Raw genomic sequence first — 24,611 nt, forward strand, 5'->3', positions numbered from 1 at the left:
GGCTTGGAGCGGGACCGAAAGTTTCAGTCGGGGCGCCGGGCGCGGGCGGAAGAACTATCAGAGTTCGAAGTCACGCGGGAGCCGGCGGGGCTCGCCCGCCGCCGGGTTCCGGGCATGGCGAAGCCCCCGCGCGCACGGATCGAAGCGCGGGAGCCGGCGTGGGCACGCCGGGTCAGCGCGGAGCGGTCGGGCTCTCGCTGACGCCGTCGCTGCCCTCGCCCTCCGGGTCGGGGCACGGCAGCGCCGCGTCCCAGAGCCGGGTGAACTGGCTGACGCGGTCGTTCACGGTGTCGCGGGCCACCACGACCTCGGTGCGCGAGACGGTGGGGCGGTCCTCACCCGGGGTCGGGGTGGGGATGGTCTCGTAGCAGACCTCGTTGTCGAAGACGATGAAGTCGTCGAGCTGGTTGAGCAGTTCCGGGCGGCACATGTCCCGGGTCAGGTAGCGGATCTCGATGCCGGCCCGGCGCTGGCGCTCGCACAGCGCGATGTAGAACTCGTCGGCCGTCAGCGGGGCGAACTCGAGGATGAACAGCCGGCGTATCTTGACCCCGCGCCGCTGCACGGCCTCGCGCTGGGCCTCCATGTAGCGCAGTCCCTGGTTGCTGTCCCAGAATCCGCCGGAGTAGCGCCGTCTGCCGCCCGAGTCGGTGGCGGTGGAACTGGTCGCGTCGATGGTCCGCTCACAGGTGCCGGTGAGCGTCATCATCCAGTCGAAGTCCTCCCCGGCGTACACGGCGTGGCCCGCGCGCAGGCCGTGCAGCAAGCCGGAGAAATCAGTGGTCTTCCTTTCCAGGAATCGGGTGGAGAGCGGGGATGAGCGGCGCTCATAGGAGTAGGCGTCGCGTATCACCTTCACGATCGACTGGGCCGTGGTCGGACGCGTACGTTGCAGGTTGAACAACTCGGGGACAGCCATCAGAAGGCTGAGTCTCCCGTCGATGTGCTCGAAGAGCTTGGCGTGCGCCTCCTCGACCTGCCGGGCGATCGACTGATTGCCCGCGCGCATCCGGTCGGCGATCGCGGCGATCTCCCCGGCGGACTGGCTCTCGATCTTCTTCAGCGTGGACTCCACCTCGACCAGGTAGTCCACCACCAGGGAAACACCGCTGATGAGGATCGATATGGTAAGCGCTTCGACAAAACTCGCTTTGGAGACCAGCAGGGCACAGCCCAGCGAGAGTCCCCCGGAGCAGATCGCGATGAGCGTCTTTCTCAGCACCGAAGGAAACTGCCGACTCCCCTTCTCCGTCTCTGGTGACATGACGCACCCTCCCTGCGGTCACGTGCACTGCTCGTGGTGGTTTATCAGTACCCCGAGTTGATGGGCGGTATGCAGCGCGATTTGGTCGCTCATTCGCGCCACGAGGCTCTGCCATTGTCGGGAGAATCCCGGCTTTCGCTCGAATTCGCTCCAGAGTACGGAGAGCTCAGTGCTCACGCGGGCCGACGGCATCCACAGGTGTCGCAGCCGGGTCAGAATGAGGTCGATCTCGGCGAGCTGGCGCTCCGGCTCGGCGCCGGAGATCTCGTCGAGATAGCCGAGGACGGTGGTCAGTATCCAGTCGTGCAGCGCGACGTCGCCGCAGAACTCGGCGAGGTCCTCGACGGCGGCGCGCACGGCCTGGATCCGCAGCGTGCGGTCGGTGCCCTCGCCGACCCGCATGAACGCCTCCGCCGTCTCCGCCGCCGCGTTCGCACCGTCCGCCGCGCCTTCCGGCACGGTGCCGGCCGAGGTGGCGGCCCAGCGCGTGCGGGTCCACTGGAAAAGCAGCGGCGAGCGGCCCTCGAGCATCGGCGCGTTCTGCACCCGGCGGGCCAGGCGCTCGCACACGGCGCCGAAGTCGGCCACGCCGTCGCGTTGCCCGCCCTCGCCCAAAAATCCCTCGGCGAGGTGGTCGGCCTGCTGCGGGGAGAGGGTCTCGAGCTCGCCGGGGCGGGAGGTGTAGTGGGCCCAGCCCTCGCGGCGGCCGAACTGCGCGGCCCGCACGGTGGCGACGGTGGAGCACTGCAGGATAGTGCCGCCGGTCAGGGCGACCCGGCTGGAGGCCGTGCCGACCGCGCGCACGCTCTTGCCGCCCCCGATCCCGAGCGCCAGCGAGCAGTCAAGGCCGGTGAGCACCGGAGCCGAGACGGCGTGCGGGATGGGCCGCTCCCAGCTGAGCACCTGGCCCGCGGGCACCAGCCAGGCCAGCAGCCGCTCGGTCTCCGCCCGGCGCAGGGCACTGTGATGCGTGATCAGGCCGGTGTGCACCTCGCCGAGCACGACGAGCGGCTCGGACTCCCGGCCACGCGTCGGGTCCGGCTCCTTCGATGTGCTCGGCTGCCTCATCCCCGGCCTCCTAGCGGGTCCCGAGATCGGGCAGCATGACGTAGCCGATCCGGCCCAGGATGTCGTCCACCACGCCGAGGCCCTCGTGCCGGGACCGCTCGACCAGGCTGGCCAGTGCCTCGGGATGCGGCGCCACCTGGCCCAGGATCACCTGTACCGCGCTCTCCACCAGGAAGAAGCGGCGGTCCAGGATCGAATAGGTCTTGTACGCGGCGAAGGGCATCGCGGTGTCCTCCAGCTGCAGCACCGCCGGCAGCTGCGCCCAGGTGTCGGGCAACCCGGCCGACTCGTCCAGCCGCTCGGGCACCGCGGGCGCGCGGCCGTCGTCGCGCAGCAGGCCGAGGCGCAGCAGCTGCCAGACCCCGGCCAGCAGTGCGCAGGCCCAGGTCCGGTCGCCCTCGGGCGGATCCCAGAGCTCGACGTCCACGAACACGGAGTGGCGCCGGGCGTTGGCCTCCACCGGCGGCTCCCACTGCCGTATCGGCTGCATGGAGCGGCGGGTCTGGGCCGGGGTGCGCCGGCCGTTGGAGAGCCAGCCGGTCTCCAGCGTGGGCGGCCGGGAGCCGTCGTCCCCCGCGGCCGGGACCGGGACGAGGTGCTGCACCGCGAGCTCGGCCGGGGAGATCCCGCCGATCGAGGCACAGGCCGACTCCCGGGCCAGGTAGTCGATGCGCAGGCCGGCCGAGGCCGCGGCCTCCCGCAGCCGCGGCAGCACCTCGGCCGGGCTGATCAGGCTGCTGAAATAGTCGTCGATCATCACGCAGGTGCTGATCCGGGGCTTGATCCCGGGCCGCTCCTGGCTCAGCGAGGCCACGATCGCCTCGTAGAACGGACGCACCCTGGCCATCCGCGCGTCCAGGTCGGCGCCGCCGACGAGGTCCTCCATGTAGAGGTGGTCGAGCTCCACCGACAGGTGCGCGTAGGGCACCTGCTGGGTGCGCGGCCTGGCCGAGTTCTCCTGGAAGTCAGCGGTCATCGGCGCAGCCGTTCCGCGCGGATGGGCGCGCACAGCCGGTCGGCCAGGTCCTTGAACGCGTCCACCGTGGCCGGATTGGCCACCCGGGTGGTGTGCGCGTCCCGGTCCGTGAGCAGCTGCTCGCGCCACTGCAGCACCGGGTCGAGCGGCACGGTGCCGAAGCGCACGTCGCGGCCGAGCCCGGCGGTGGAGGCGAGCGACTCGAGCTCCTTGTCCACCGCGTCCAGCCAGGACTGCTGGGCGCTGTTGAGGATCCGGGCCGATTCCCCCGCCGGGTCGATCACGGCGGTGCGCACGTAGGAGATCATCTCCTCCATCTCCTCCTCGCCGTAGTCGCAGTTCACCCCGTACTTGATCAGTCCATTGTCACCGTGCACGAGGTTGCCGGCCGCGATCACGTGCTGGCGGGTCCAGCGGTGGAACACCAGCCAGCGCCGGGTCAGGTCGCGCGCCTTCTTGTGCTTGCAGGCCTTGAGCACCAGCTCCATCGCGGCGGAGCGCCCGGCGCTGAGGTCCACCACGCACAGCTCGAACTGTTCGTGCGCCTTCTTGAACAGCTCGGCGCAGCGGTCCACTATCTCGTCGGTCATCTCGAGGAACTCGCTGCCGCCGAGCGAACCCGGCATCAGCTCGAGCCGGCGGGCGCCGAGCGGGCGTACCAGGGTCTCCCGGTTGGACTCGGCCCACACGTCGATGATGACCGGGTTCTCGGTCACCCCGTAGAGGTAGTCGTGCAGGCCGCGCTGCGAGACTCCGGTGCGCGCGTGTTCGACCTCGAAGATCGCGCCCACGGTCGGGGAGCCGAAGTCGAAGTCCAGGTACACGGTGTTGAAGCCCAGCAGCGCGGCCCGGTAGGCCACGTTGGTGCTGGTCACCGAGCGGCCGGTGCCGCCCTTGTCGGACACGGAGAACACGAGCATCGCGGGCTCACTCCGTCCGCAAAGCGTCGGCGCGCCCCTGCGCGATCCGGTCGAGTTCCCTGAGGATCGGCAGCACCACGGAGACCGCGGTGCCGGGTTGGGATTCGCCCACGGTCTTGGCCCGGGTCAGGTCCTGGCGCAGCTCCTGCAACTTCGCCTGCAGCGGGGTCTGCAGCGCGACGGTGTAGGCGAGCTCCTGGTTCAACTTGTATTCGGCCTCGGAGATCAGGGCCGCGGCGAACTGGCCGAGGTCCTGGTTGCGGGTGGCTCGGTTGGACTGGCTCGACCAGGTGCCCACCAGGGCCTCGACGGCGCGGAAGGTCATGGTCCAGGACGGCAGGTTCGACTCGCCCTCGAACTCCTCGAACACCCGCCCCGGGTCGTCCCACAGGCCGCGGTACAACCCGTTCTTGAAGGCGCGGTTGGCCACGTGGCCCCACACCGCGGCGGCGAGGGAGAGCAGTTCGTCTCGGCGTCGCTGGTCGGTGGTGAGCGAGGCGGCCAGGGCGACGCGGCGCAGCAGCAGCGGGGCGAAGTCGGTCAGCCGCCACTGCAGCAGCGGGCCGAGCCGTTCCGAACCCTCGAGGCTGACCATCAGGCCGGGGTGGTGGATCTGCAGGGCCTGGTCGCCGCGCAGGGCCCGGCGCGTGATCCGGCTGCGGTTGGCCAGTTCCGCCAGCAGCGGCTGCATGCGACGCAGGTCGTCCTCGTTCGCTTCGCGGCGGGCGAAGTCCTGCAGCACGACGGCGCAGACCAGCAGGCTCATGTAGTCGGACTCGACGCCGTCCACCGTTCGCCAGGGCAGGTCCTCAAGCGGCCAGCGGGCCGTGCCGAACCTGGCCAGCTGCGACCAGTAGATCTGGGTCAGGTCCCGCCGGATGAACAGGGCGCTGGCGAGCCGTTCCTGCCGGGCGTCGAGCAGGCCGAGCACGCGGGTGCGTTCGGAGCTGAGCAGTTCGATCGCCTCGAGCGCGATCAGGGTGAAGTACAGGTACGGCTTGGACAGCGCGTAGCCCTTGCGCTGGGTGCCTGCGATCTCGCCCGGGGACGGGCCGTCGCCGTTGTCCGACTCGTCCTCGAGCCGGAAGGCGGGCGCGTCCTCGGCGATGCTCCAGGTCCATCCGATCTCGAACATGAGGTTCGGATTCTCCAGGTCGTCGGCCCTGGCCACACCGAGGCGGGCCTCGCGCAGACGGCCGCGCACCAGCTGCATGCGTTCGTTGAACTCGCTCAGTACCGCGTGGTTCGGACGCTTGTCCTGGTTGATCTGGCGGACGAGCTCGTAGCCCTCGTCCTTCTCCCGGTCCGAGGTCTTCATCGTGTTCATGGTGAAACTGCGCAGCAGACCGGTCAGGGCCGCGGTGAGGCGTTCGCGTACCCGCGGCACCAGCCGGTCCACCCGGGCGACCCAGTCCCCGCGCGCGCCGCGTTCCCGGTACTGGCCGAGGAAGCCGATCACGGACAGGCACAGGTTGATCGAGGTGGCGTAGGAGACCACGTTGTCCACCGTGCCCTGGTCGGCGGTGGGGCTGGCCGTCGTGCCCTCGCCGGTGACCACGTACGCGGCGCCGCCGCTGAACTCGGGCGTGCCGTCCGGGCTGGTGTGCCGCTCCAGGAACTCCTCCACCGCGCCGAGCAGGGCGCGCGGGATGGACAGGGCGTCGCCGAGCGGGCGGAGCGTGTCGATCACGTCGTCCGGGATGGCGTTGGGCACCTCCAGCCGCAGCTCCGGGCGGTTGGTGGCCGGGAACAGGATGCACAGCAGCTGCTCGGCCTCGCTGACCGAGTCGCGTTCGTCCAGCGCCGGCCACTTCCACCGGCCGTCCTCGACCACCGTGTGGACCACGGCGCGCCACAGTTCCAGGATCGCGAATCGCGGCTGGATGAAATCTGCCTCCGCCATGTTCTCTCCCGCCCGGGCCGGCCGCGGGGCCTAGCCCTTCACCTTTCCCGTCGCCACGAGGTAACCGGTGTAGCCCGCGCGGATCGGCGCGGGATCGATGTCGAATCGGTAGACCCTGGACTCCTCGACCAGCCCGCTCTCGCTCAGCGTCAGCTCGAGGGCCTGCTCGTCCAGCCAGACGGCCGGGAAGTGCGTGCCGGCCACGTCGTAGCCCTGCGAGCGCTCCATGAAGGCGGCGGCGAAGGGGGCGCCGGGCTTGAGGGCGCCGAGGAAGTGGCCCATCGCCGTGCGGAACTCCGCCTCGTCCTCGGTCAGCGACTCGGCCACGAAGAACATCGTGCCGATCTCCCACTCCCGCACCGGCAGCTCGAAGATCGAGCCCTTCTGCACCTCGAACTTGGTGAACGCCTGCTTGCGGATGGACTCGAAGTCCTCGCCCGGGCACACCAGGTCGGCGAACGGCCGCCAGCTCTCGGGCAGGTGGCGCTTTGACTCCTCGAGCCACTCCACGTTCGTGCTCGAGTATTCGTAGAGCGTGATCTGCGCACTGTGCGGCAGCAGCGAGAGTGCCGGGTAGAGGTTCGCTCCGGCGCCGACGTCGACGGCCCTGAGCACTTCTCCGCCGGGGGCCGCCTTCTGGAACCAGCCGCAGACGACCTCGAGCATGGCCCGGTCGTCGCCCCGCATATCCCGGTAGTTGTGCTCATAATACTCTTGCGCGCAAAAGCCGTCCCAGTCGTACTCGCTATTCAGATGGACCGAAGACTCGATCATCTCCGTGGTCCGTGAGCTGCGCCCATCCCTCGTCACGCTACTGGTCTCCTGTGCTGATATGGAGCAGGTCGCGTCGATGCTAGCGGAGCGGGACCTCATGCGTATGCCGAATGCCTTCATCGTCCCTCGACCGTGTTTGCGTGACGCTCAGGACGGAGTGAATCTAAGGATACAGACATACAGTAGCGATGCTCTCCGGGGCCGTAGTAGTCGCGCTGGAGATCCTGGATCCGGAAGCCCGCGGACTCGTAGAGGCGGATCGCGGCGTGGTTGCCGGGCTCGACGGTGAGCCGGACCAGGCCGGCCCCGTCCCGGCGCAGCCCGGCCAGGCAGCGTTCGAACAGCATCCGGCCGTAGCCGCGTCGGCGCATGTCAGGCCGCACGCCGAGGTTGAGCAGCCAGGCCTCGGGAGCCTGCGCGGCGTGGGCGGCGAGCACGTAGCCGAGCAGCTCGGGCGCGAGCCCGGGCAGATCCGGGCCGGCGTCGGCGACGAGGAAGTGGCGGTAGTGCACGTCGATCAGCTGGCGCAGCGCGAAATACGGGTAGGCGAGCTCGCCGAAGACGTGCAGATCGACGCCGTGCAAGGGCTCGAGGTCGCGGTGGGCGACCTGGCGGATATACACGGGCCTACGCTCCGCCGCAGCGTCGACTCTCAACTCGAGCTCGTCCATGTGAACACCCCACCCACGCCTACCGTGCGCACGACGCGCGATCAAATCGCTAAGAGTGCGAATTCAATCGTAGAACAGCCGGGAGACGAGCGGAAGCCTCCGGCGGATTTTATATCAGTGATCTGTCTTATCGGCAAAACCGACGGTACGGATGAGTACGTACACCCCGGTCGCGGCCGGTGCGCCGCCCTGGGCCGGACGCGGCGGACGGGATGGATGTGTTGCGCCGGATCACGCGGGGATCGCAGAGGAACGGGAGATCGAGACGGCCGGGCGCGGCCGCGCCCGGCGCTCGCGGGCGTTTTCGAAATAGGCCCGGGATTCGCGGCCGCGCACAACGATCCGGATCAGTGCGCACTCCCCCGCGGCGCACGCTCAGGCCCGACGCGGGGGCGTGAAGGCGCGCAAACGCCGGTACGCGCGCCAGGCCCGGGTGGCCGCGGATTCCGGGTGCGGGGCGACGCGGGCGGCGTGGCCGCGCAGCCAGGCGTCGAAGCGGGCCGCGGGGGTGTCGGCGTGCAGGGTGAGCCGGGCGACGCGGAAGGTCTCGTCGTCCTCGGAGCTCAGCACGTCGCGGACGGCGAAGGCGCCGCGGTAGCCGATGTGCCGGGCGGTGCGGCGTACCGAGGCGCTGGAGTAGCCGTGCGGGTAGGCGAGCAGGTCCACGTCGGCGCCGAGGGCGTCTTCGAGGACGTACTTGCTCACGGTCAGCTCCTCCCGCGCGGCCTGCGGCCTGACGGTGTCGAGCTGCGGGTGCGTGTGGGTGTGGGCGCCGATCTCGACGCCCGCGGCCACGGCTTCGCGGACCTCGGCGACGTCCATCATCCGCGCGGGCGGCAGCAGGCTCTCGTTGCCGGGGCGCAGGGCTCCGGTGGTGACGAACAGGGCCGCCGGGATCGCCCGCTCGGCCAGGATCGGCAGGGCGTGGCGGGTGAAGTCGTGGAAGCCGTCGTCGAAGGTGACCAGCACCGCGTTGTCCGGCAACGGCGGCGCGCCCGGCTCGCCGCGCAGCGCGTCGATCACCTGCGAGGCGCGCACCGGCACGCGCCCGCTGTCGCGGACCTTGTCCATCTGCTCGCGGAACGCGCCGACGCCGACGGTGAAGGGCGCTATCCAGGCCGGCGGGTCGTCGTCGACGCTGTGGTAGAGCAGGATCGGCAACGGGCGCGGGCGTGGAGACGGGAGGGGCTGGATGTAGCGAGTCATGGGCGTGGCGTTTCTTCGGGATGGATTCGGCGGATGCGCGAGACGGGGCGGCCGGGCCCAGGGCAGAGCGCGGCCAGGGTGGTCAGAGCGGCCAGGGCGGCGAAGGCGCGGTCGAGGGTGAAGACGTGGGCCAGGTACATCGCCTCGGAGATCAGGGCCGCGCTGCCGAGGCTGAGCATGACCGTGAAGGCCAGGTCTTCGAGCGCGTCGCCCGCCGCCCCCCGGTCCACACGGTGATACAGGCCCACACACGCCGCCCCCGGTGCGAACACCAGGAAGGCGACGGTCGGGATGATGCGTTCCGCGCTGGCCTGCGGCAGCAGCGTCGCGGCGAAGGCGAGCCAGCCGGAGAGCGCGAGGGCGGTGCGTCTCGGAGTCATCGGGCACCCGCGCTCGTCTCGGTCTGGGTGGGGCGGACCAGGTAGATGCCCGCGTCGGGGTTGCGGTCCACCGGAACGAAGCCGTTCGCCGTGGTCAGGCCATGGACGAGGATGTCCACCTGCGGCGTGGCGAGCAGGCCTTCCATCCTGATCTCAGCGAGCTGCGAGGCCGTCAGCACGAAGTAGACCGGGCCCCGTTTCCAGCCCTGCGCCGCGGCGTGGATCGCGGCGACGGGGTCCTCCTCGTTGAGGACGCCGAGGCTGAAGCTGGGCGCTTCGGGGAGCAGCCACACCCGCGTGTCCTTCTCGTAGTGCGCGTACGCGTCGGGGTAGTCGGGCAGCTCCGCGATGACGAGCGAGCCCTTCGGCGCGGTGTCGGCGACGTAGTCGGCCGCCGCGATCTCCTGCGGGCTGAAGTAGTTCATCTGCTCCTTTCCGTAGTAGCTGAAGAGCAATCCGGCCACCAGGGCGCCGAGCGCGAGCGGCAGCGTCAGCGCGACGAGGCGCTCGCGGCGCAGACAGGGCAGCAGCGCCGCCGCCGCCAGCACGGCCGCGCCGGGCAGGCTGAAGAAGTAGACCCGGTAGAGCATCTCGCCGCCGTAGTTGTTGGCGACGATCGCCGGGAGCGGGGCCAGCATGAGCAGCAGCGGGCGGGTGCGCCGCATCCTGGTGCGCGTGGCCACGGCCCAGAGCGCGAGTGCCCACACCGCGACGGACAGCGCCCGGTCCACGGAGGACACCGCGATCTGGCCGCTGGAGGCGGTGCCGAGGCCGACGACGCCCGAGCCCGCGTTCGAGTCCAGCTGGCCGAAGGCGGTGAGCAGCGACGCCAGGTTCTGGCGCATGAAGGTGCCGGCGACGCTGAAGTCCCACGCCGCCATCGCCACGCCCGCGATGGCGCACACCCACAGCGCCGTCCGCCGCCCCCGCCGCGGCACCGCGAGGGCCGCGGCGGCGCTGGTCAGCATGATCGGGGTGAGCTGGTGCGAGGAGTCGATGGTGAGGATGGGGACGAGCAGCAGGATCAGCCAGGCGATCAGGCCGCCGCGCCGCCCGCGCCTGATCCGGCGCAGCAGCGCGGCCACGACGGCGAGGTAGAAGACGTACGCGAAGCCCTGCGGCGAGAAGTAGTCCTGGCCGATCCAGGAGGCGCAGTAGAACACCCACAGGCCGAGCCAGATCACCCGCCGGTCCCGGGTGACCGTGCGGAACACGGACAGCAGCGGCACGATCATCATGGTGTTGAGGACGGGCGGGGCCCAGGACGCGTAGGAGAGCGCGGAACGGATGCCGGTGGCCTGCTCGATCAGGGCATTGAGGGTGAAGAACCCGGGCCACTGGTAGTAGGCGGACAGCTCGCCCGCGTTCGGGTCGGGGGCGTTGTAGGTGAGGAAGTGGTCGATGATGGCGACGTGCTTCCACGCCCAGGAGTAGCGCAGCGTCTCGTAGACGATCGCGGGGGTGGCGTGGATGATCGCGATGAGAATCAGGATGTAGACGAGCAGCAGCCGCCCGGAGCGTTCGCGGTCGCGCACGGCCACGGAGAATCCGACCGTCAGCACGGCGAGCGCGGCCCAGAACAGCGGCGGCAGGACCGAGATCAGGCCGAGGTCGTTCATCCGGGCGGGCCGGATCTGCCCGAGCGAGAGCAGCCAGAGCACGGCCGCGAGCACCGGTGCGAGATAAGCCGTGAGGCCGGAGGCGACGGCGGGTCGCTTCGCCGCCAGGGCTATTCGGCCGGCCGCGTACCCGGCGACGGTCCACAGCACGCCGCCGAGCAGCGCGGCGGCCGTGCGCACGCGGCCCTTGGCCAGCGCGGCGAGCACGCCGGTCGGCACGGTCGAGCCGACGTAGGAGCGTTCCGAGCTCAAGCCGTCGCCGGAGCCGCAGTACCGCGTCACCGCGGCCTTCGAGACGCCCTCGGCGTAGCAGCGCCGCCGGAAGTAGGTCCAGGTCGTGCGCTCGGCCAGGACGCTGTGGCGGACCACGGCCGCGGGCTCGTGCAGCAGCGTCGTGTCGGGTCGTTCCCGGCTGACCCGGATGCACAGCTCGGTCTCCTCGCAGCCCGCCGGGTGTCTGCCGACCCGGCCGAGGTCGCCGCGGAAACCGCCGGACTCCGTCAGGGCGCTGCGTCGGAAGGACATGTTGGCGCCGATGAAGTTGCGCACCGCCGCCCGGGTGGTGGGCTGGCCGCGATAGCTGCAGCCGACCACCCAGAGGAACTCGCGCGGGAACCAGCCGGGCCGTTCGGCCCGCCAGTTCGGCTCCACGTGTCCGCCGACGCCGAGTACGGCCGGGTCCGCGTAGGCCTCGACGAGCCGGGCCAGCCAGGCCGGGTCGGCCGCCGCGTCGTCGTCGAGGAACGCCACGATGTCCCCGGTCGCGCGTTCGACCCCTGAGTTGCGGGCGCCGGACAGGCCGCGTTCGTGCGCGTTCTCGAGCACGGTCACGTTCGCCGCGTTCGCCTCGTCCGCCGCCCACTGCCCGAGCCGCACCCGCAGCTCGTCGCAGTGGTCGATGACGAGCAGGATCTCCTCGGCCGGATACTGCTGGGCCTGCAGCGAGGCGAGCGCCGCGCGGATGTCGTCCCAGCGCTCGAGGGTGTACGCGCAGACGATCACGGTGACCGCGAACGCGCGCTCGGGCGGGCGGGGTTCGGCGCGCTGCGGCGGGAGGGCGGCGTGCCGGGCCTCGGGCTGCTGGACCATGGGCCGGACCGAGCCGACGCCGCGTATCTTCACCGGGCCACCGCCTTGAGCACGTCCAGCACGTTGCGGCCGGTCCACAGGTGGCTCGCGGTGAACCTGGCCGATTTCTCGAGGTTGTCGGTGACGTGCCAGAGCCAGGCGAGCAGCAGCAGGCCGGTCTCGCCCTGCTCCCGTTCCCGGCGCAGGCCCTCCAGCACGAGGTCGCCGAAGCTGCGGCCCTCGGTCTCGCGCCGCACGGCGAGGCGGAACAGGCGCACGTCGAGGTCGATCGGGCCGTCCGGGACGGCGCCGGCCCAGTCCACGATGCCGGTGACGCGGCGTCCGTCGCGGGCGAAGAGCACGTTGCCGGGGTGGAAGTCGCGGTGCACCCAGCCGATCCGCAGCCGCCGCCCGCCCAGCCCGGCGTGCAGGTCGGCGCGCAGCGTGTCGATGGCGGCGGTGTAGGGGCCGGGGCGGGCCAGGCGCATCTCCCGTTCCAGCAACGCGAGCGGCTCGTCCACCCAGCGGGTCAGGTGCGCGGCCCCGACCTCCTCGTCGCGGCTGGTGGCCCGGTGCAGCCCGTCGATCGCCTCGGCGGCGGCGCCGGAGAGCCGGGAGCCGAGCCCGGGGCGGGCGCGCAGCATGGCCGTGCCGCTGGTGCCGGGGAGCCAGCCCTCGACGGTCCAGGTCGGCCGGGAGCGGTATTCGCCGTCGATGACGCGCGGGAGCAGGCCGCGCCAGGGGCCGAGCCGTCCGTCCGCGTGCAGCATGGCCAGGACGGCGTGCTGGCGCAGCAGGGTCTGGTGGGCACGGTCGGTGCGGGCGCACTTGACGGCCATCGGCTCCTCCCGGCGTACCGGCACGACGAGCAGGTCGGAGGGGGTGCGGACGGCGCGCAGGGCACCGGCCACGGCCTGCCACCGCGGCCCGGCGGCGTCGTGCGCGCGGACCAGGTGCAGCGCGGCGATCCGGTCCGCGGGCCACAGGCACAGCCGCACGGCCCGGCGGGTCGAGGCCTGGAGCAGGTCGGCGAGGCGGCCGGACGCAGCGCGGCCCGGGTGCGCGGACTCGGCCGCGGCGGGCACCCGGCCCATCCACCACGCGCGGCGCACCAGCAGCACTCCGGCGACGCAGCTCTCCGCGATCAGCCAGCCGTAGCCCACCCCGGTGATGCCCACGTGCGGCAGCAGCCAGACGGCGCAGCCGATCGCGCCGCCGCAGACGCACGCGAGGATCGCGGCCGCGGCCCACACCCGGCGCCGGGCCCGGCACGCGGAGACCGCGCAGGTCACGACGAGGTTCGGCAGCGCGGACAGGAGCAGCAGCCGCAGCAGCCAGCCGGCGCTCCCGGCGTATCCCGGCCCGAACACGCGCAGCAGCAGCGGCGCGCCCAGGGTGCCCACGCCGACGCCGACGAGCAGCAGCCGGCCGGAGTGGCGCAGCACCCTGCGGCAGTTCACGGCGAGGGCGGCCTCGTCGTCGCCGGACTCGACGATGAGCGAGGCGCCCATGTTGGCGCTGAGCAGGAACAGCGTGTACGCGACCATCCAGGCCAGGGAGAAGTAAGCGCTCTGTGTCGCCCCGACCCGGTCGAGCACCTCGATCGGCATCAGGGTCGTGGCCACCAGCCAGAACAGCGAGCCGAGCAGGTCGGCCGCCAGGTAGCCGGGGGTGGGGCCGGGTTCGCGGGCGGTGGCGGCGGTGCGCTGCGTGCGCTCGGGCGCGGCCCGGGTGAACAGGAACCAGTTCGTCACCAGGAGCGCCACGGCCAGCGCGGCGTACCAGGACCCTTCGATGCCCTCGGCCACCGGGAACGCGGCGAGGGCGACCATGAACACGATCTTGGAGACCGCGAACACGGCGTTCTCGAGCAGCACCCAGTCCGCCCGCACCAGGCCGGTCAGCGCGCCGTCCTGGACCACGAAGACGGCGTACGCCGCGGCCGCCAGCACGAACAGCGCGCCCGCGAGGGGGCTGCGCAGAAAGCCCAACTGCGGGGAGATGTCGCGCACGGCCACCACGAAGATCCCGGCGAGCAGGGCCGTGACGGTCGCGGCGACGAAGTAGACGCGCCGGATCAGCCGCGTCGTGCCTGAGCCGGCCGAGGGGATGAAGCGCACCAGCGTGTTGGCCAGGTTCAGCTGGCCGAAGCCGGCCAGGAACATCATCGCCGAGACGGCCGCGTAGCCCCGGCCGACCTCGTCCGGGTCGTACCAGCGGGCGACGAACACCCAGTAGGCGGCGCCGAGGCCGGAGGTGGCGACGGAACTGGCGGTGAGCAGATGGCCGGTGCGCAGCAGGTGGTTGACGCGGCGGTGGCGGGTGCGCTGCGGGGCCCGCGGTTCGGCGCCGCGCCGCCCGACGGGCCGCCGCGTGCCAGAGCGCTGCGAGACGGGCTGGTGGGCGACGGACTGGTGCGCGCCGCGGCGTGGGCGCACGCGCTGTTTCAGCTGCACGGTGTCTCCTCGTTCGAGATCCTCGCGCCGGGCCGTATCCGCCGGCCCGCGAGACCGAGCAGTGCGGGCACGAGGCCGAGCCGGCCGCGTTCGCCGACGCTGACCAGCGAGGTGATCAGGCGTTCGCCGGGCGTGAGGTCCGGCGGTGCGCACTGCGCGCAGGAGCCGGGGCGATGGCCGATGAGCCGGCCGGCCGCCTGGGCGAGTCCGGCCTGGTACGGCGCGCGGGTACAGCGCACGCCCTCGTCGCGCAGGGCTCGGCCGGCGTGCCCGGGAGCGAGGCCGAGCTTGGCCATGCGCAGAATGCCGAGGTCCATCGCGCTGTCCCCGACGGCCAGGGCGACCTCGGCGTGGTGCTCGCCGAGCAGCGCCAACAGGGCTCTGACACCGGCGGCCTTGCCCACCCCGGCCGGGATGAAGTCGGTCTGGGCGTCGCCGGGCACCGCGACCGTGCCGGGCAGCGTCCCGAGCGCGGCGCGCAGGCCCTGCGCCCGCACCGCCCACCGGTACCGCGGGTCCAGCCGCACCTCGGGGAACGCGGCCAGCTCCTCCATCAGCACTCTGCGCTGCCGGTTCCAGTTCGCGGCGGTGACGAGGTCGTAGACGGAGCCGGTGTGCGCGTCGGTGGCCACGGCTCCGTACTCCGCGACCCCTCCGGCCAGGCGGTAGGCGACGCAGCGGTCGCGCACCTCGGGCAGGGATCGGCCGGTGGCGAGCAGCACGCGGTAGCCGTGGGCGCGCAACGCGCGCAGCGCCGTCATCGACGCGATCGTGGGCGCGGGCACGCCGCCGAAGTCGAGTTCGAGCACGCCGTCCACGTCGAGCACGACCCACGGACCGGCGGGCTCCTCGGCGAGATCGCCGAGGTAGAGGCGCCCGAACAGTTCCTGCAGGGCCCTGGTCTGGGCTCGGATCGCCTCCACGGGCTCCGCATCGGAGGCGGCGCCGTCCGCTGCGCGGCGCAGGTTCCACGCCTGCACGCTGCGGTACACGCACCAGCGCGCCGGGGCGATCCACTCGCCGGTGCGGGCCTCGTACCGGGCCAGCAGCGCGGATTCCGACTCGGGCTGGCCCACGGCCGCGCCCGCGAGGTCGTATCCGGCGTCGTAGCAGGCCAGATCGAGGTGGCTGAAGCAGCCGTCGTCGAAGTCGGATTTGTACAGCGAGCCGTCCGGCGTCGTCTCCCAGCCGGTCAGCACGGTGGTGCCGTCGGTGAGGCAGGGGGTCTTGGCCGCGGTGAGCTCGCGCAGCGGCGGGTCGATCAGCAGGGGGCGCACGGCCGGGCCGAGGCGGCCGAAGCCGGCGGCGAAGATCCGCCCGGCCACCTCCCAGGCCGGCTGCCGACCGCCCAACAGGGCACTGCGATCCCGGGCCACCCGCAGGCGCTCGCGCCGGGCGGCGACGTAGTCGGCCGCGGCGGCCAGCGGAACCGCCGCGGCGGCCAGCGGTTCTCCGGCGGCCCGCAGCATCACCGCGTCGCGCAGGGCGTAGACCCGCGGCGTGGTCCCCGGCAGCCGGGACGCCACGTCGTACGCGTGCCGGCCGAGGTAGCCGGTGCCGACGCCCTCGGCCCGCAGGTCCAGCCGGTGCACGCCGCGTTCGCTGCGCAGCCACACGGTCGCGCGCACGCCGAGATGCCCGGCCCGGGTGGGCAGGCCGGGCTCGTCCGAGACGACCTCGAGGATGTCGTGGTCGGCGAAGGTCTCCCGGACGAACTCGGCCACCGACTGCGGGCTGAGCAGCTTCCTGATATGCCAGTCCTTCGCGCCGAGCACGATCCGCGGCACCTCGCGCGGCAGGGCGCCGGCGGCCTCCTCGGCGAACGAGGCGTACAGCGTGACCACCTGGGCGGCCGCGAAGCCGCAGGCCCGGGCGGCGCGCACGGCCTTGGCCAGGGCGGCGCCGCTGCTGGGCGGATCGTCGACCACGACGACGCGGCCGGGCTGGGCGCCGGCGCGCAGCCCGGCCAGGGCCCGGCGCGGGAGCGGGCCGCCCGGGCGCACGGTCGCGGCCTCGGCGTCGTAGCCCTGGCGGCGCAGGAACGCGGCGATCAGCGGCGCGAGGTACCCGCCGGAGGTGCGCACGCCCAGCACGACGACGGGCGCGCCCCGGTCCGGATGGCGCTGGGCGAAGCGCCGGGCCAGCTCGGCGCAGTCGCGCGGGTGCTGGTCGAAGCTGCGGAAACAGGAGGGCGGGCGGGCCAGCGCCGCGTCGGCCGCCGAAGCCCAGCCGGCCGCCGACTGAATCAGCGCTCTCGCCTGCTCGTCGATGCCCCGGCCGCCGACCACGTCGTCGGCCAGCAGGGACACCAGCGCCCGCGCCCCTTCGCGGCGGGTGCGCAGGGACCGGCCGCCGAACAGCAGGCGCCGTGCCGTCTGCAGCCGCGCGACCAGGCGCACGGCCCGGCCGAGCAGGCCGCCGTCGCTGAGCATCGCCGTCAGACGCCTGACGAAGGTGTCGGTGCCCTCCGCGCGGTCCTCCATGATCTGCGCGAGCGCGCAGGCGCCGAGGTAGGCGTCCAGGGCGTCGTCGCGGCGCACCGCACGGCCGAGCCGGACCACGAGTTCGGGGACGTCGGCGTGCAGATCCACCGCTCCGGCCACCCGGATCGGCCTGACCGGGGTGGCCGACTCGGCCGGCTCGGCCGGGCCCTGGTCCCCCGGCTCCGTCGGCTCGGCCGGGCGCGCGGCCACCGTGTCCTCAGGCACGGCCGCCGCCCCGGGACGCGGTGCGCGCGAGCAGGCGGCTGCGGCCGTAGGCGAGCGGCCCGTAGCAGAGCCCGTATCGCTCCAGCCGGGCCAGCCGGGCCGGCCACGCCGTGGGATCGGCCCCGTCCCGGCGGCTGTTGCCGAGGGCGTAGGCCACGCCGCGCGGCAGCTTGCGCAGCAGTGCGGTGAGCATGTGCGGCTCGTGCACGAGCGCGGCGGTCAGATACGCGCCGAGGCCGACGCCGTACCCGTAGGCCTGCCGCGCCAGGGCGTCGGTCTCGCGGCGGTGGTGGTGCCAGACCAGCGCGTCCGGCTGGTAGACGATCGAATAGCCGGCCGTGGCGGTGCGGAAGAAGGCCAGCAGATCGTCGCCGCCGCGGGCGGGCGTGCCGGCCCCGAGGGTCGGGTCGAAGCCGCCGATCTCGCGCAGCGCCTGCGCCGTGAAGGCCATGTTCGCGCCGGAGCCGAGCCGGCCCGCGGTGAACGGGAAGAGCGGGTGGGTGTCGGGCGAGCCGGCGCCGTGCTCGGCCAGCCGGAAGCCCTTGGCGAAGCCGCCGCGCCGCTCCAGCATCGCCTGCGGCCTGGTCTCGAGCTGGGCCGGGAGGATCAGGCCCGTGACACACCCGGCGCCCGGGCGGGAGCGGAAGGCCTCGACCAGGGCGGCGGCCCAGTCCGGGTCGACCACGACGTCGTCGTCGGTGAAGGCCAGGATCGAGCCGGTGGCGAGGGCGAGGCCGTGGTTGTGCGCGCAGGCCAGGCCGCGGCGGGGTTCGACGCTGTAGCTCACCCGGCCGCGGTAGCGCGCCGCCATCAGGTCCGCGGTGACCGAGTCGGCCGGATCGTTGTCCACCACGATGATCTCGAGGTTCGGATACGGCATCCGCAGCAGCGAGTCGAGGCAGCGCGCGAGCGATTCGGCGCGGTGCCGGGTGGCCACGATGACACTCACCCGCGGGGGGTCGGCCAGCAGCCGCCGCCTGGCCTGCGTGCAGGAGCCGCCCGCCGCGTCGTCGCTCTCGAAGTGCGCCGAGACCGCGGCGGAGAAGCGCTCGCAGGCCAGTTTGATCAGCTCGACCGGACCGTCGGCGTCGGCGCCGATCCGCGCGGTCAGCACGCCCAGCGGGCGCCGGTGCAGCCGGACCAGGCCGAACACGCTCTCCCCCGGGGCGCAGGCGGCCGCGGCGCTGCCGGTGGCCTCGGTCACCCGGGCGTCGTCGAGGTCGATGTCGACCACGGATATCGGGGTGCGGGCCGGGTCGATCCGCTCGGCCACGCCGCCGCGCGGACCCGGGGCCGCGAGGCTCACGCGGCTTCCTTGTGCTCGGCCAGCACCGTGCGCAGCACGCGGGCCCCGTCGCGGAAGGTGCGCAGGTTCGACCGGCCGCTGCGCCTGGGCAGCTCCAGGCTCGGCACCTCGGCTATGCGCAGGCCCGCCCGCACCGCGTGCAGCACCATCTCGGTCTCGATCTCGAACCCGGGCGAGCGCAGGTCGAGCAGGTCAAGGAAACAGCGGTGGAAGGCGCAGAAGCCGTAGCACAGGTCGGTGATCGTGGTGCGGTAGAGACGCCGGACCGTGGCGAGCAGGGCGAGATTGCCGGCCCGGCGCAGCGCCGTGATGTCCAGCGAGCCGCCGCCGGCCACGAACCGGGAGCCCTTCACGAAGTCGTAGCCGTTGTCGAGGAAGTGCAGGTAGTGCGGGATCTCGCGCGGCGACATGCTGCCGTCGGCGTCCATCATCACGATGGTCTCGCCGGTGGCGTGGCGGAACCCGGTGCGCAGCGCGTTGCCCTTGCCCGGCCCCTCCTGGGCGATGGTGCGGATCCTCGGCATGCAGCGGCTGGCCATCAGCAGCGTGGCGTCCTGCGACCTGCCGTCGATCAGCAGCACCTCGTCGATGCAGTCGGGGATCTGTTCGAGCACCCAGGTGATGTTGCGGGCCTCGTTGAGCGCCGGGATGACCAGGCTCACCTTGGCCGGGCGGGCGGGTGCGAGCGGCGCCACCAGCACGTCGGGCACGACGTGCTGGCCGGAGCCGTTGAGCGGATTGGTACTTGCGCTCTCGAGCGCGGTGGTGCTCATCTGGTTACTGCCTCCCCTGGAGGTGGACCGGACGCGCCTGACGTGCTGCCAGGCTCCCCGGGCGCGGCCCGGTCCATGGTTTTCGGTGATCGCAGGTCCGATGACCCGGTGTGCCTACGTAACGAGCGTCGGAGCGCGAGGACACGGCGGCGGTCCGAATCAAGCATGGTACGCATATTCCTGCCCTGATTTCGGGCAGGGGGAAGCAGCCCCCTCCATCGGCATGCCCGCCCACCGGCAGCACGGCGGGCGTTTCGCGAGCAGGCGGCCGCGATCCGGTGCGGTGCGCACCGGACCCTCCCGTCGGTCCGGTCAACCCTGGACTCGACCCGTTCGGCGCCTCGGCTTTGCGCAATCCTTACACGCAGTCACGGTTCGGGTCCACCAGTGTCACCGGATTCAGCCCTGTGGGCGACGCGCGTGCGCCGGCGCAGGTCGCAGCGCCGCGGCGGCGGCGCAGGTGGCGCGGGCCGAGCGATACAGAGTGCTGACGCGACGTGCCGGGGCGCGGCGGCGCGTGGCGGGGTGGGAGTGCGCGGGCCGTGATCCCGCCGGTGGGCCCGGATGCGGGCGTAGTGCCGCGCCGGCGATCGCGCGCTGCTAGAGTGCCCGGCCCTCGACGGACACGGCCGAGACGCCCGGCGCACCCGACTCGCCCAGGGCGCGCCAGCCGGCCAGCACCGCCGCGGTGAGCGCGACGGCGGAGACGCTGAAGCCCTCGCGGGCCCCGATGTGCTGGGCGATGGCGGTCACGGCGAGGCCGGTCAGCGGCAGCGTGCCGGTCATCGCCATGCCCCACAGGGACATCACCCGCCCGCGCATGGCCGGGTCGGAGCGCAGCTGGGCCAGGGTGTTCGCGCTGGCGATGAACCAGATCGAGGTCAGGCCCGCGGCCGCCATGCCGGCGAACGCGAGCGCGTCGTCCGGCGCCCAGGCCGTGACCAGGATCGCCACGACCGTGGCCAGGGCCAGCCGGCGCACCCGCGGCGGCGTCGGCACCGGCGCGGAGGCCGCCATCAGCGCACCGGGCAGGCCGCCGATGCCGAAGGCCGCCATCAGCGCGCCGTACCCGCCGCCGCCGAGGTGCAGCGTCCGGCTGGCCAGGGTGGGCAGGGACAGGCTCATCGAGAAGATCAGGCCGCTGGCCGCGCTCATCGGCAGCAGTGCCCTGATGATCGGCGAGCGGCGCGCGTACGCCAGCCCCTCCCGGGCCCGCACCCGCGGACGCCGCGCGGCCGGGACTGCGTCAGGCCCCTGCGCCCCGACCGGCCGCAGCCGGATCAGCACCAGCAGCGGCGCCAGGTAGGACAGGCCGTTGACCAGGAAGCAGAGGGTGGGCCCGCTCAGCGCCAGCAGCGCCCCGGCCGCGCCCGGACCGAGCACCCGGGAGCCGTTGATGGCGACCTCCCACAGCCCGACCGCGCTGGCCACCGCGTCCTGCCCGACCAGGTCCACCACGAACACCTGCCGGGCCGGCGCGTCCACCGCGCCGACCAGCCCGGAACACGCGGTGAGCGCGAGCATGACCCACAGCCGCAGCCCGCCGAGCGCACTGAGCAGACTGAAACTGAGCCCCACGGCCAGCAGCACACCCTGGGTGATCAGCAGCAGCTTCCTGCGATCGTGCCGGTCCACCAGCGCCCCGGCCCAGGCCCCGAACAGCAGCGTCGGACCGAAGGTGCACGCGGTCAGCGCGGTGAGCCAGAGCGCGTTGCCGGTGGTCTGCAGGATCAGCCAGGACAGCGCCACGCCCTGGGCCAGGCCCCCGGAGGCCGAGGTGAGCTGGCCCAGGAACCAGATCCGGAAGTCCCGCCCGGCCAGGGCCTGGCTCATCCGCTCGAACGCCTGGCGCGGCGCGGATCCGGTACTGAGCGTGGTGGCGGTCATGAGCGGTGGTTCCTCCCCGAGTCGGCCGCTCGACCCTAGCCGCGCGCCGCGCCGGTGTGCCAAGGGGTTTCAGCATCCGACACCCGCCGGAGCCTGCCAATGTGTTGTGCCGTACGCACCGGAGTGTCAACCGTGGCAACTGTTCCGGCCTGCGGCTGCCCGGTAGCGTGGGCGGCGAGACGCGCCCGCGCCCCGTGTGGCCGTGACCCTTCGACGACGAGGACTTGATGCCATGTCCGGCGCTTTCGACCCCCGCGACCCGCTCGGCATCGACGACCTGCTCAGCCCGGAGGACCTCGCGATCCGCGACACCGTGCGCGCCTGGTGCGCCGAGCGCGTGCTGCCGCACGTCGGCGAGTGGTTCGAGGCCGGCGAACTGCCCACGGTGCGCGAACTGGCCCGCGAACTCGGCCGGATCGGCGCGCTCGGGATGCACCTGGAGGGCTACGGCTGCGCCGGGGCGTCCGCCGTGCAGTACGGCCTGGCCTGCGTGGAGCTCGAGGCGGCCGACTCCGGCCTGCGCTCGCTGGTCTCGGTGCAGGGTTCGCTGGCGATGTACGCGATCCACCGCTGGGGCTCGGCCGAGCAGAAGGAGCGCTGGCTGCCGTCGATGGCGGCAGGCGAGGTGATCGGCTGCTTCGGCCTGACCGAGCCGGACCACGGCTCCGACCCGGCGTCGATGCGCACCTCGGCCAAGCGGGACGGCACCGACTGGGTGCTGAGCGGCCGGAAGATGTGGATCACCAACGGTTCGGTGGCCGGGGTCGCGATCGTCTGGGCCCAGACCGAGGACGGGGTGCGCGGCTTCGTGGTGCCGACGGACACGCCCGGATTCTCCGCGCCCGAGATCAAACACAAGGCCTCCCTGCGCGCCTCGGTCACCAGCGAGCTCGTCCTGGACGCGGTGCGCCTGCCGGCCGAGGCCGCGCTGCCCGAGGTGGTCGGCCTGCGCGGACCGCTGTCCTGCCTGAACCAGGCGCGCTACGGCATCGTCTGGGGCGCCCTCGGTGCCGCCCGCTCCTGCCTGGAGGCCGCCCGCGGCTACAGCCTGACGCGCGAACAGTTCGGCCGCCCCATCGCCGGATTCCAGCTCACCCAGGCCAAGCTCGCCGACATGTCGCTCGAGCTGCACAAGGGCCTGCTGCTCGCGCTGCACCTCGGCCGCCGGATGGACGCGGGCACGCTGCGCCCCGAGCAGGTCAGCTACGGCAAGCTCAACAGCGTCCGCGAGGCCCTCGCCATCGCGCACACCGCCCGCACCGTCCTCGGCGCCAACGGCATCAGCTACGAGTACCCGGTGATGCGCCACGCCGCGAACCTGGAGTCCGTGCTGACCTACGAGGGCACCCCGGAGATGCACCAGCTCGTCATCGGCAAGGCCCTGACCGGCCAGGACGCCTTCCGTTAGGACGCGTCGGGGTCACCGTCGGACTCGGCCTGCGGGAGGAGCGGCAGGCCGCGTTCGTCCAGCGGCCAGAACGGGTTGTGGGCGACCTCCCAGAGGTTGCCCTCGGGGTCGGCGAAGTAGCCGGAGTACCCGCCCCAGAACACCTGCTGCCCGGGCTTGACCAGCGTGCCGCCGGCCGCCTCGGCGAGGGCGAGGGCGGCGTCCACCTCCGCGGGCGAGGCGACGTTGATGGCGATACTGCGGCCGGCCTTGAGGCCCTCGGGCACCGGGCCCGCCTCGATCTGGGCGTCGGCGGCGAGGTCGGCGAGGCCGTAGAGGGACAGGATCGCACCCGCGGTGCGGAAGAAGCTGACGTCCGCCTCCGCGGGCAGCACCTGCGGCCAGCCGATCGCGCGGTAGAACGCGGTGGCCTTGGCCAGGTCGGTGACGCCGATCGTCACGAGGCTGATACGGGCGGGAACGGTGTCGGGATGCGTCATGGGACCACTATCACCGCGCCCGCCGACAGAACCCGGATACGCATGCGTCCGTGCGGATCAGGCCCCTGTCGGCGGTCAGGCCCGCGCATCGGGCTCCGGCACTCGGCCGAGGTACCCCGTCGGCACCTTCTCGGTGAGCCAGACGCCGTTGGTGCTGCAGTAGAACTCGTGCCCGTCGGCGCGCATCCGGGCCGCCGCCACGGTCAGTACCGCGGGCTTGCCGTGGCGGGTGCCGACCTTGACCGCGGTCGCGGTGTCGGCCGACAGGTGCACGTGGTGGCGCTTGCCCGGCACCAGGCCGTCCCGGAAGATGCTCTCGAGGTACCGCGTCGCGGTGCCGTGGTAGAGCACCTCGGGCGGCTCGCTGGGCGCGTATCCGAGCTCCACCGGGACGCTGTGGCCCTGGCTCGCCCGGATCCTGGCCCCCGCCTCGTCGAACTCGAACCGCTTCTTGTCGTTCTGCGCGACGACCCGGTCCAGCTGCGCGCGGCTGATCCGCCGCCCGTGCGCGCCGGCCGCGGCCAGCAGCACGTCCACCGCCACCCAGCCCGCGCCGTCGAGCTCCACCCCGACCTTGCCCGGATCGTGCCGCAGCACGAGGGCGAGGAACTTGGAGTCCTTGACCAACTGCTTACTCTGCTGATCTTGCTGATTCTGAATTTCCATACCCGGCCACGGTAGCCGAGCGCGCCGCCGGGCCGCATCAGAATTCTGTCGCGCTCGATCGAGCAGGGGCTAGGGTCTGCCCGGCGGATCATGGGTGATGCCATCGTGGGCTCATGAGTTACAGCCTCTACCTGATCCGGTTCCGGGCCGGAGATGCCGCTGCGATGGATGGTGCTCTACTCGACGGGGTGATTGCGTCGTACATCGTGAAGCGGGAACCGGAGTACGGCTTTGTGCGGATCCGGACTGGGGACGGCGGCGAGGCCGAGGTCTATGCGGCCGCAGAGGACGAGTCTGAGCTGATCGGCGTGACGGTCACCCACTTCGATCGAGGGCTGGTGCTTGACGTGATCGCTACGTTGGCGGACCGGTTGGGTGCTGTCGTCGTTCTTCAGGAGGGTGTCGTGTTGCTGCCGGAAAGCGCTCGGTTGGACGACCTGCCAGAAGATCTTCGGTCGGGGGCGGAATTCGTCGAGTTCTCCGGTGCTGCGATTCAGGCCGCGATCGAACGGGTCTGACACCGGCTCTGGTCAGCGCCGCAGCCACAGGCGGATCGAGGCCAGGGTTACGGTGCAAGCGGATTGGCTGCCAGACCCTAGAGTGCGCGCTTGAACCCCACGTGGGAGGGGACGAAGCCGAGCCGCTCGTAGAACCGGTGCGCGTCCGTGCGGCTGCGGTCCGAGGTGAGCTGGACCAGGTCCACCCCGAGGCGGCGCGACTCCTCCACCGCCCAGGTGATCATGCGCGAGCCGAGGCCGCCGCCGCGCTCGTCCGAGCTCACGCGTACGGCCTCGATGATCGAGCGGGTCGTGCCCCGGCGGGCGAGGCCCGGGATCACGGTGAGCTGGAGGCAGCCGACGAGCCGGCCGTCGCGCTCGGCGACCAGCAGGGTCTGGTTCGGGTCGGTCTCGAGCCGGGCGAAGGCCTCGCGGTACGGGGCGAGGTCGTCCGGGGTCTCCCGCTGCGCGCCGAGTACGTCGTCGGCGAGCAGCGCGACGATGCCCTCGACGTCCTCGGCCCTGGCCGGGCGCAGCGTCACCGCCTCAGCGCTCGGACTCACCGGCCGAGCTCCCCGCGGC

General features: G+C 72.5%; 20 protein-coding genes. 2 read left to right on the top strand and 18 right to left on the bottom strand.

Translation table 11 applies throughout. The features are described from left to right. Positions 1-172: 172 nt before the first annotated feature. The 15 genes from KDL01_RS21815 to KDL01_RS21885 all read right to left on the bottom strand — a co-directional run bounded on the left by KDL01_RS21815 (position 173) and on the right by KDL01_RS21885 (position 20,979). Entirely contained in the window at positions 173-1,222 is a 1,050-nt protein-coding gene (locus tag KDL01_RS21815; protein WP_212530416.1) for a DUF6879 family protein, read from the bottom strand. 60 nt (positions 1,223-1,282) lie between these two features. Continuing rightward, positions 1,283-2,332: an SCO2521 family protein gene (locus tag KDL01_RS21820; RefSeq protein WP_212530417.1), complete on the bottom strand. Its 1,050-nt coding sequence runs from the start codon at positions 2,330-2,332 to the stop codon at positions 1,283-1,285. Between the two features lie 10 nt (positions 2,333-2,342). Next, positions 2,343-3,308 (bottom strand): SCO2522 family protein, encoded by a 966-nt coding sequence (locus KDL01_RS21825; protein ID WP_212530418.1) that lies wholly within the window; start codon positions 3,306-3,308, stop codon positions 2,343-2,345. Further along, positions 3,305-4,228, bottom strand: a complete 924-nt coding sequence (locus KDL01_RS21830) for an SCO2523 family variant P-loop protein (protein WP_212530419.1) — start codon at positions 4,226-4,228, stop codon at positions 3,305-3,307. Before KDL01_RS21830 ends, KDL01_RS21825 begins: the two co-directional genes overlap by 4 nt. 7 nt (positions 4,229-4,235) lie before the next feature. Further along, complete coding sequence (locus tag KDL01_RS21835) at positions 4,236-6,131, bottom strand: SCO2524 family protein (protein WP_212530420.1); 1,896 nt, start codon at positions 6,129-6,131, stop codon at positions 4,236-4,238. Between the two features lie 30 nt (positions 6,132-6,161). Beyond that, positions 6,162-6,905: an SCO2525 family SAM-dependent methyltransferase gene (locus KDL01_RS21840; RefSeq protein ID WP_212530421.1), complete on the bottom strand. Its 744-nt coding sequence runs from the start codon at positions 6,903-6,905 to the stop codon at positions 6,162-6,164. Positions 6,906-7,021: 116 nt separating this feature from the next. After that, positions 7,022-7,528, bottom strand: a complete 507-nt coding sequence (locus tag KDL01_RS21845; protein WP_212530422.1) for a GNAT family N-acetyltransferase — start codon at positions 7,526-7,528, stop codon at positions 7,022-7,024. Positions 7,529-7,951: 423 nt separating this feature from the next. Next, complete coding sequence (locus KDL01_RS21850; protein WP_212530423.1) at positions 7,952-8,782, bottom strand: polysaccharide deacetylase family protein; 831 nt, start codon at positions 8,780-8,782, stop codon at positions 7,952-7,954. After that, a complete protein-coding gene (locus KDL01_RS21855; protein ID WP_212530424.1) occupies positions 8,779-9,162 on the bottom strand; it encodes a hypothetical protein in 384 nt (127 codons plus the stop codon). Before KDL01_RS21855 ends, KDL01_RS21850 begins: the two co-directional genes overlap by 4 nt. Then, positions 9,159-11,903: a glycosyltransferase family 2 protein gene (locus KDL01_RS21860; RefSeq protein ID WP_212530425.1), complete on the bottom strand. Its 2,745-nt coding sequence runs from the start codon at positions 11,901-11,903 to the stop codon at positions 9,159-9,161. Before KDL01_RS21860 ends, KDL01_RS21855 begins: the two co-directional genes overlap by 4 nt. Then, positions 11,900-14,305, bottom strand: a complete 2,406-nt coding sequence (locus tag KDL01_RS21865) for a phosphotransferase (RefSeq protein ID WP_212530426.1) — start codon at positions 14,303-14,305, stop codon at positions 11,900-11,902. The genes KDL01_RS21860 and KDL01_RS21865 overlap by 4 nt, the downstream gene beginning before the upstream one ends. Beyond that, entirely contained in the window at positions 14,296-17,013 is a 2,718-nt protein-coding gene (locus KDL01_RS21870; protein WP_212530427.1) for an HAD family hydrolase, read from the bottom strand. Before KDL01_RS21870 ends, KDL01_RS21865 begins: the two co-directional genes overlap by 10 nt. Further along, on the bottom strand, positions 17,006-18,319 hold the full coding sequence (locus KDL01_RS21875; RefSeq protein ID WP_212530428.1) for a glycosyltransferase family 2 protein: 1,314 nt from the start codon (positions 18,317-18,319) through the stop codon (positions 17,006-17,008). The genes KDL01_RS21870 and KDL01_RS21875 overlap by 8 nt, the downstream gene beginning before the upstream one ends. Further along, complete coding sequence (locus KDL01_RS21880) at positions 18,316-19,092, bottom strand: glycosyltransferase family 2 protein (RefSeq protein ID WP_212530429.1); 777 nt, start codon at positions 19,090-19,092, stop codon at positions 18,316-18,318. The genes KDL01_RS21875 and KDL01_RS21880 overlap by 4 nt, the downstream gene beginning before the upstream one ends. A 600-nt stretch (positions 19,093-19,692) precedes the next feature. Next, positions 19,693-20,979, bottom strand: a complete 1,287-nt coding sequence (locus KDL01_RS21885; protein ID WP_212530430.1) for an MFS transporter — start codon at positions 20,977-20,979, stop codon at positions 19,693-19,695. 232 nt (positions 20,980-21,211) lie between these two features. On the opposite strand from KDL01_RS21885, the gene KDL01_RS21890 reads away from it, so the two are divergent. Then, complete coding sequence (locus KDL01_RS21890) at positions 21,212-22,387, top strand: acyl-CoA dehydrogenase family protein (protein WP_212530431.1); 1,176 nt, start codon at positions 21,212-21,214, stop codon at positions 22,385-22,387. Here KDL01_RS21890 and KDL01_RS21895 read toward each other — a convergent pair. Next, a complete protein-coding gene (locus tag KDL01_RS21895; RefSeq protein ID WP_212530432.1) occupies positions 22,384-22,866 on the bottom strand; it encodes a VOC family protein in 483 nt (160 codons plus the stop codon). The two genes, KDL01_RS21890 and KDL01_RS21895, sit on opposite strands and share 4 nt — an antisense overlap. 75 nt (positions 22,867-22,941) lie before the next feature. Further along, positions 22,942-23,532 carry an RNA 2'-phosphotransferase gene (locus tag KDL01_RS21900; RefSeq protein WP_246576783.1) on the bottom strand — a complete coding sequence of 197 codons (591 nt, stop codon included), beginning with the start codon at positions 23,530-23,532 and terminating at the stop codon, positions 22,942-22,944. 113 nt (positions 23,533-23,645) lie between these two features. On the opposite strand from KDL01_RS21900, the gene KDL01_RS21905 reads away from it, so the two are divergent. Continuing rightward, complete coding sequence (locus KDL01_RS21905) at positions 23,646-24,050, top strand: hypothetical protein (protein ID WP_212530433.1); 405 nt, start codon at positions 23,646-23,648, stop codon at positions 24,048-24,050. A gap of 77 nt (positions 24,051-24,127) precedes the next feature. Here KDL01_RS21905 and KDL01_RS21910 read toward each other — a convergent pair whose 3' ends face one another. Further along, positions 24,128-24,571, bottom strand: coding sequence for a GNAT family N-acetyltransferase (locus tag KDL01_RS21910; protein WP_368861624.1), 444 nt, complete (start codon positions 24,569-24,571; stop codon positions 24,128-24,130). Positions 24,572-24,611 lie beyond the last annotated feature (40 nt).

Source organism: Actinospica durhamensis (assembly GCF_018139695.1).
Classification (GTDB): domain Bacteria; phylum Actinomycetota; class Actinomycetes; order Streptomycetales; family Catenulisporaceae; genus Actinospica; species Actinospica durhamensis.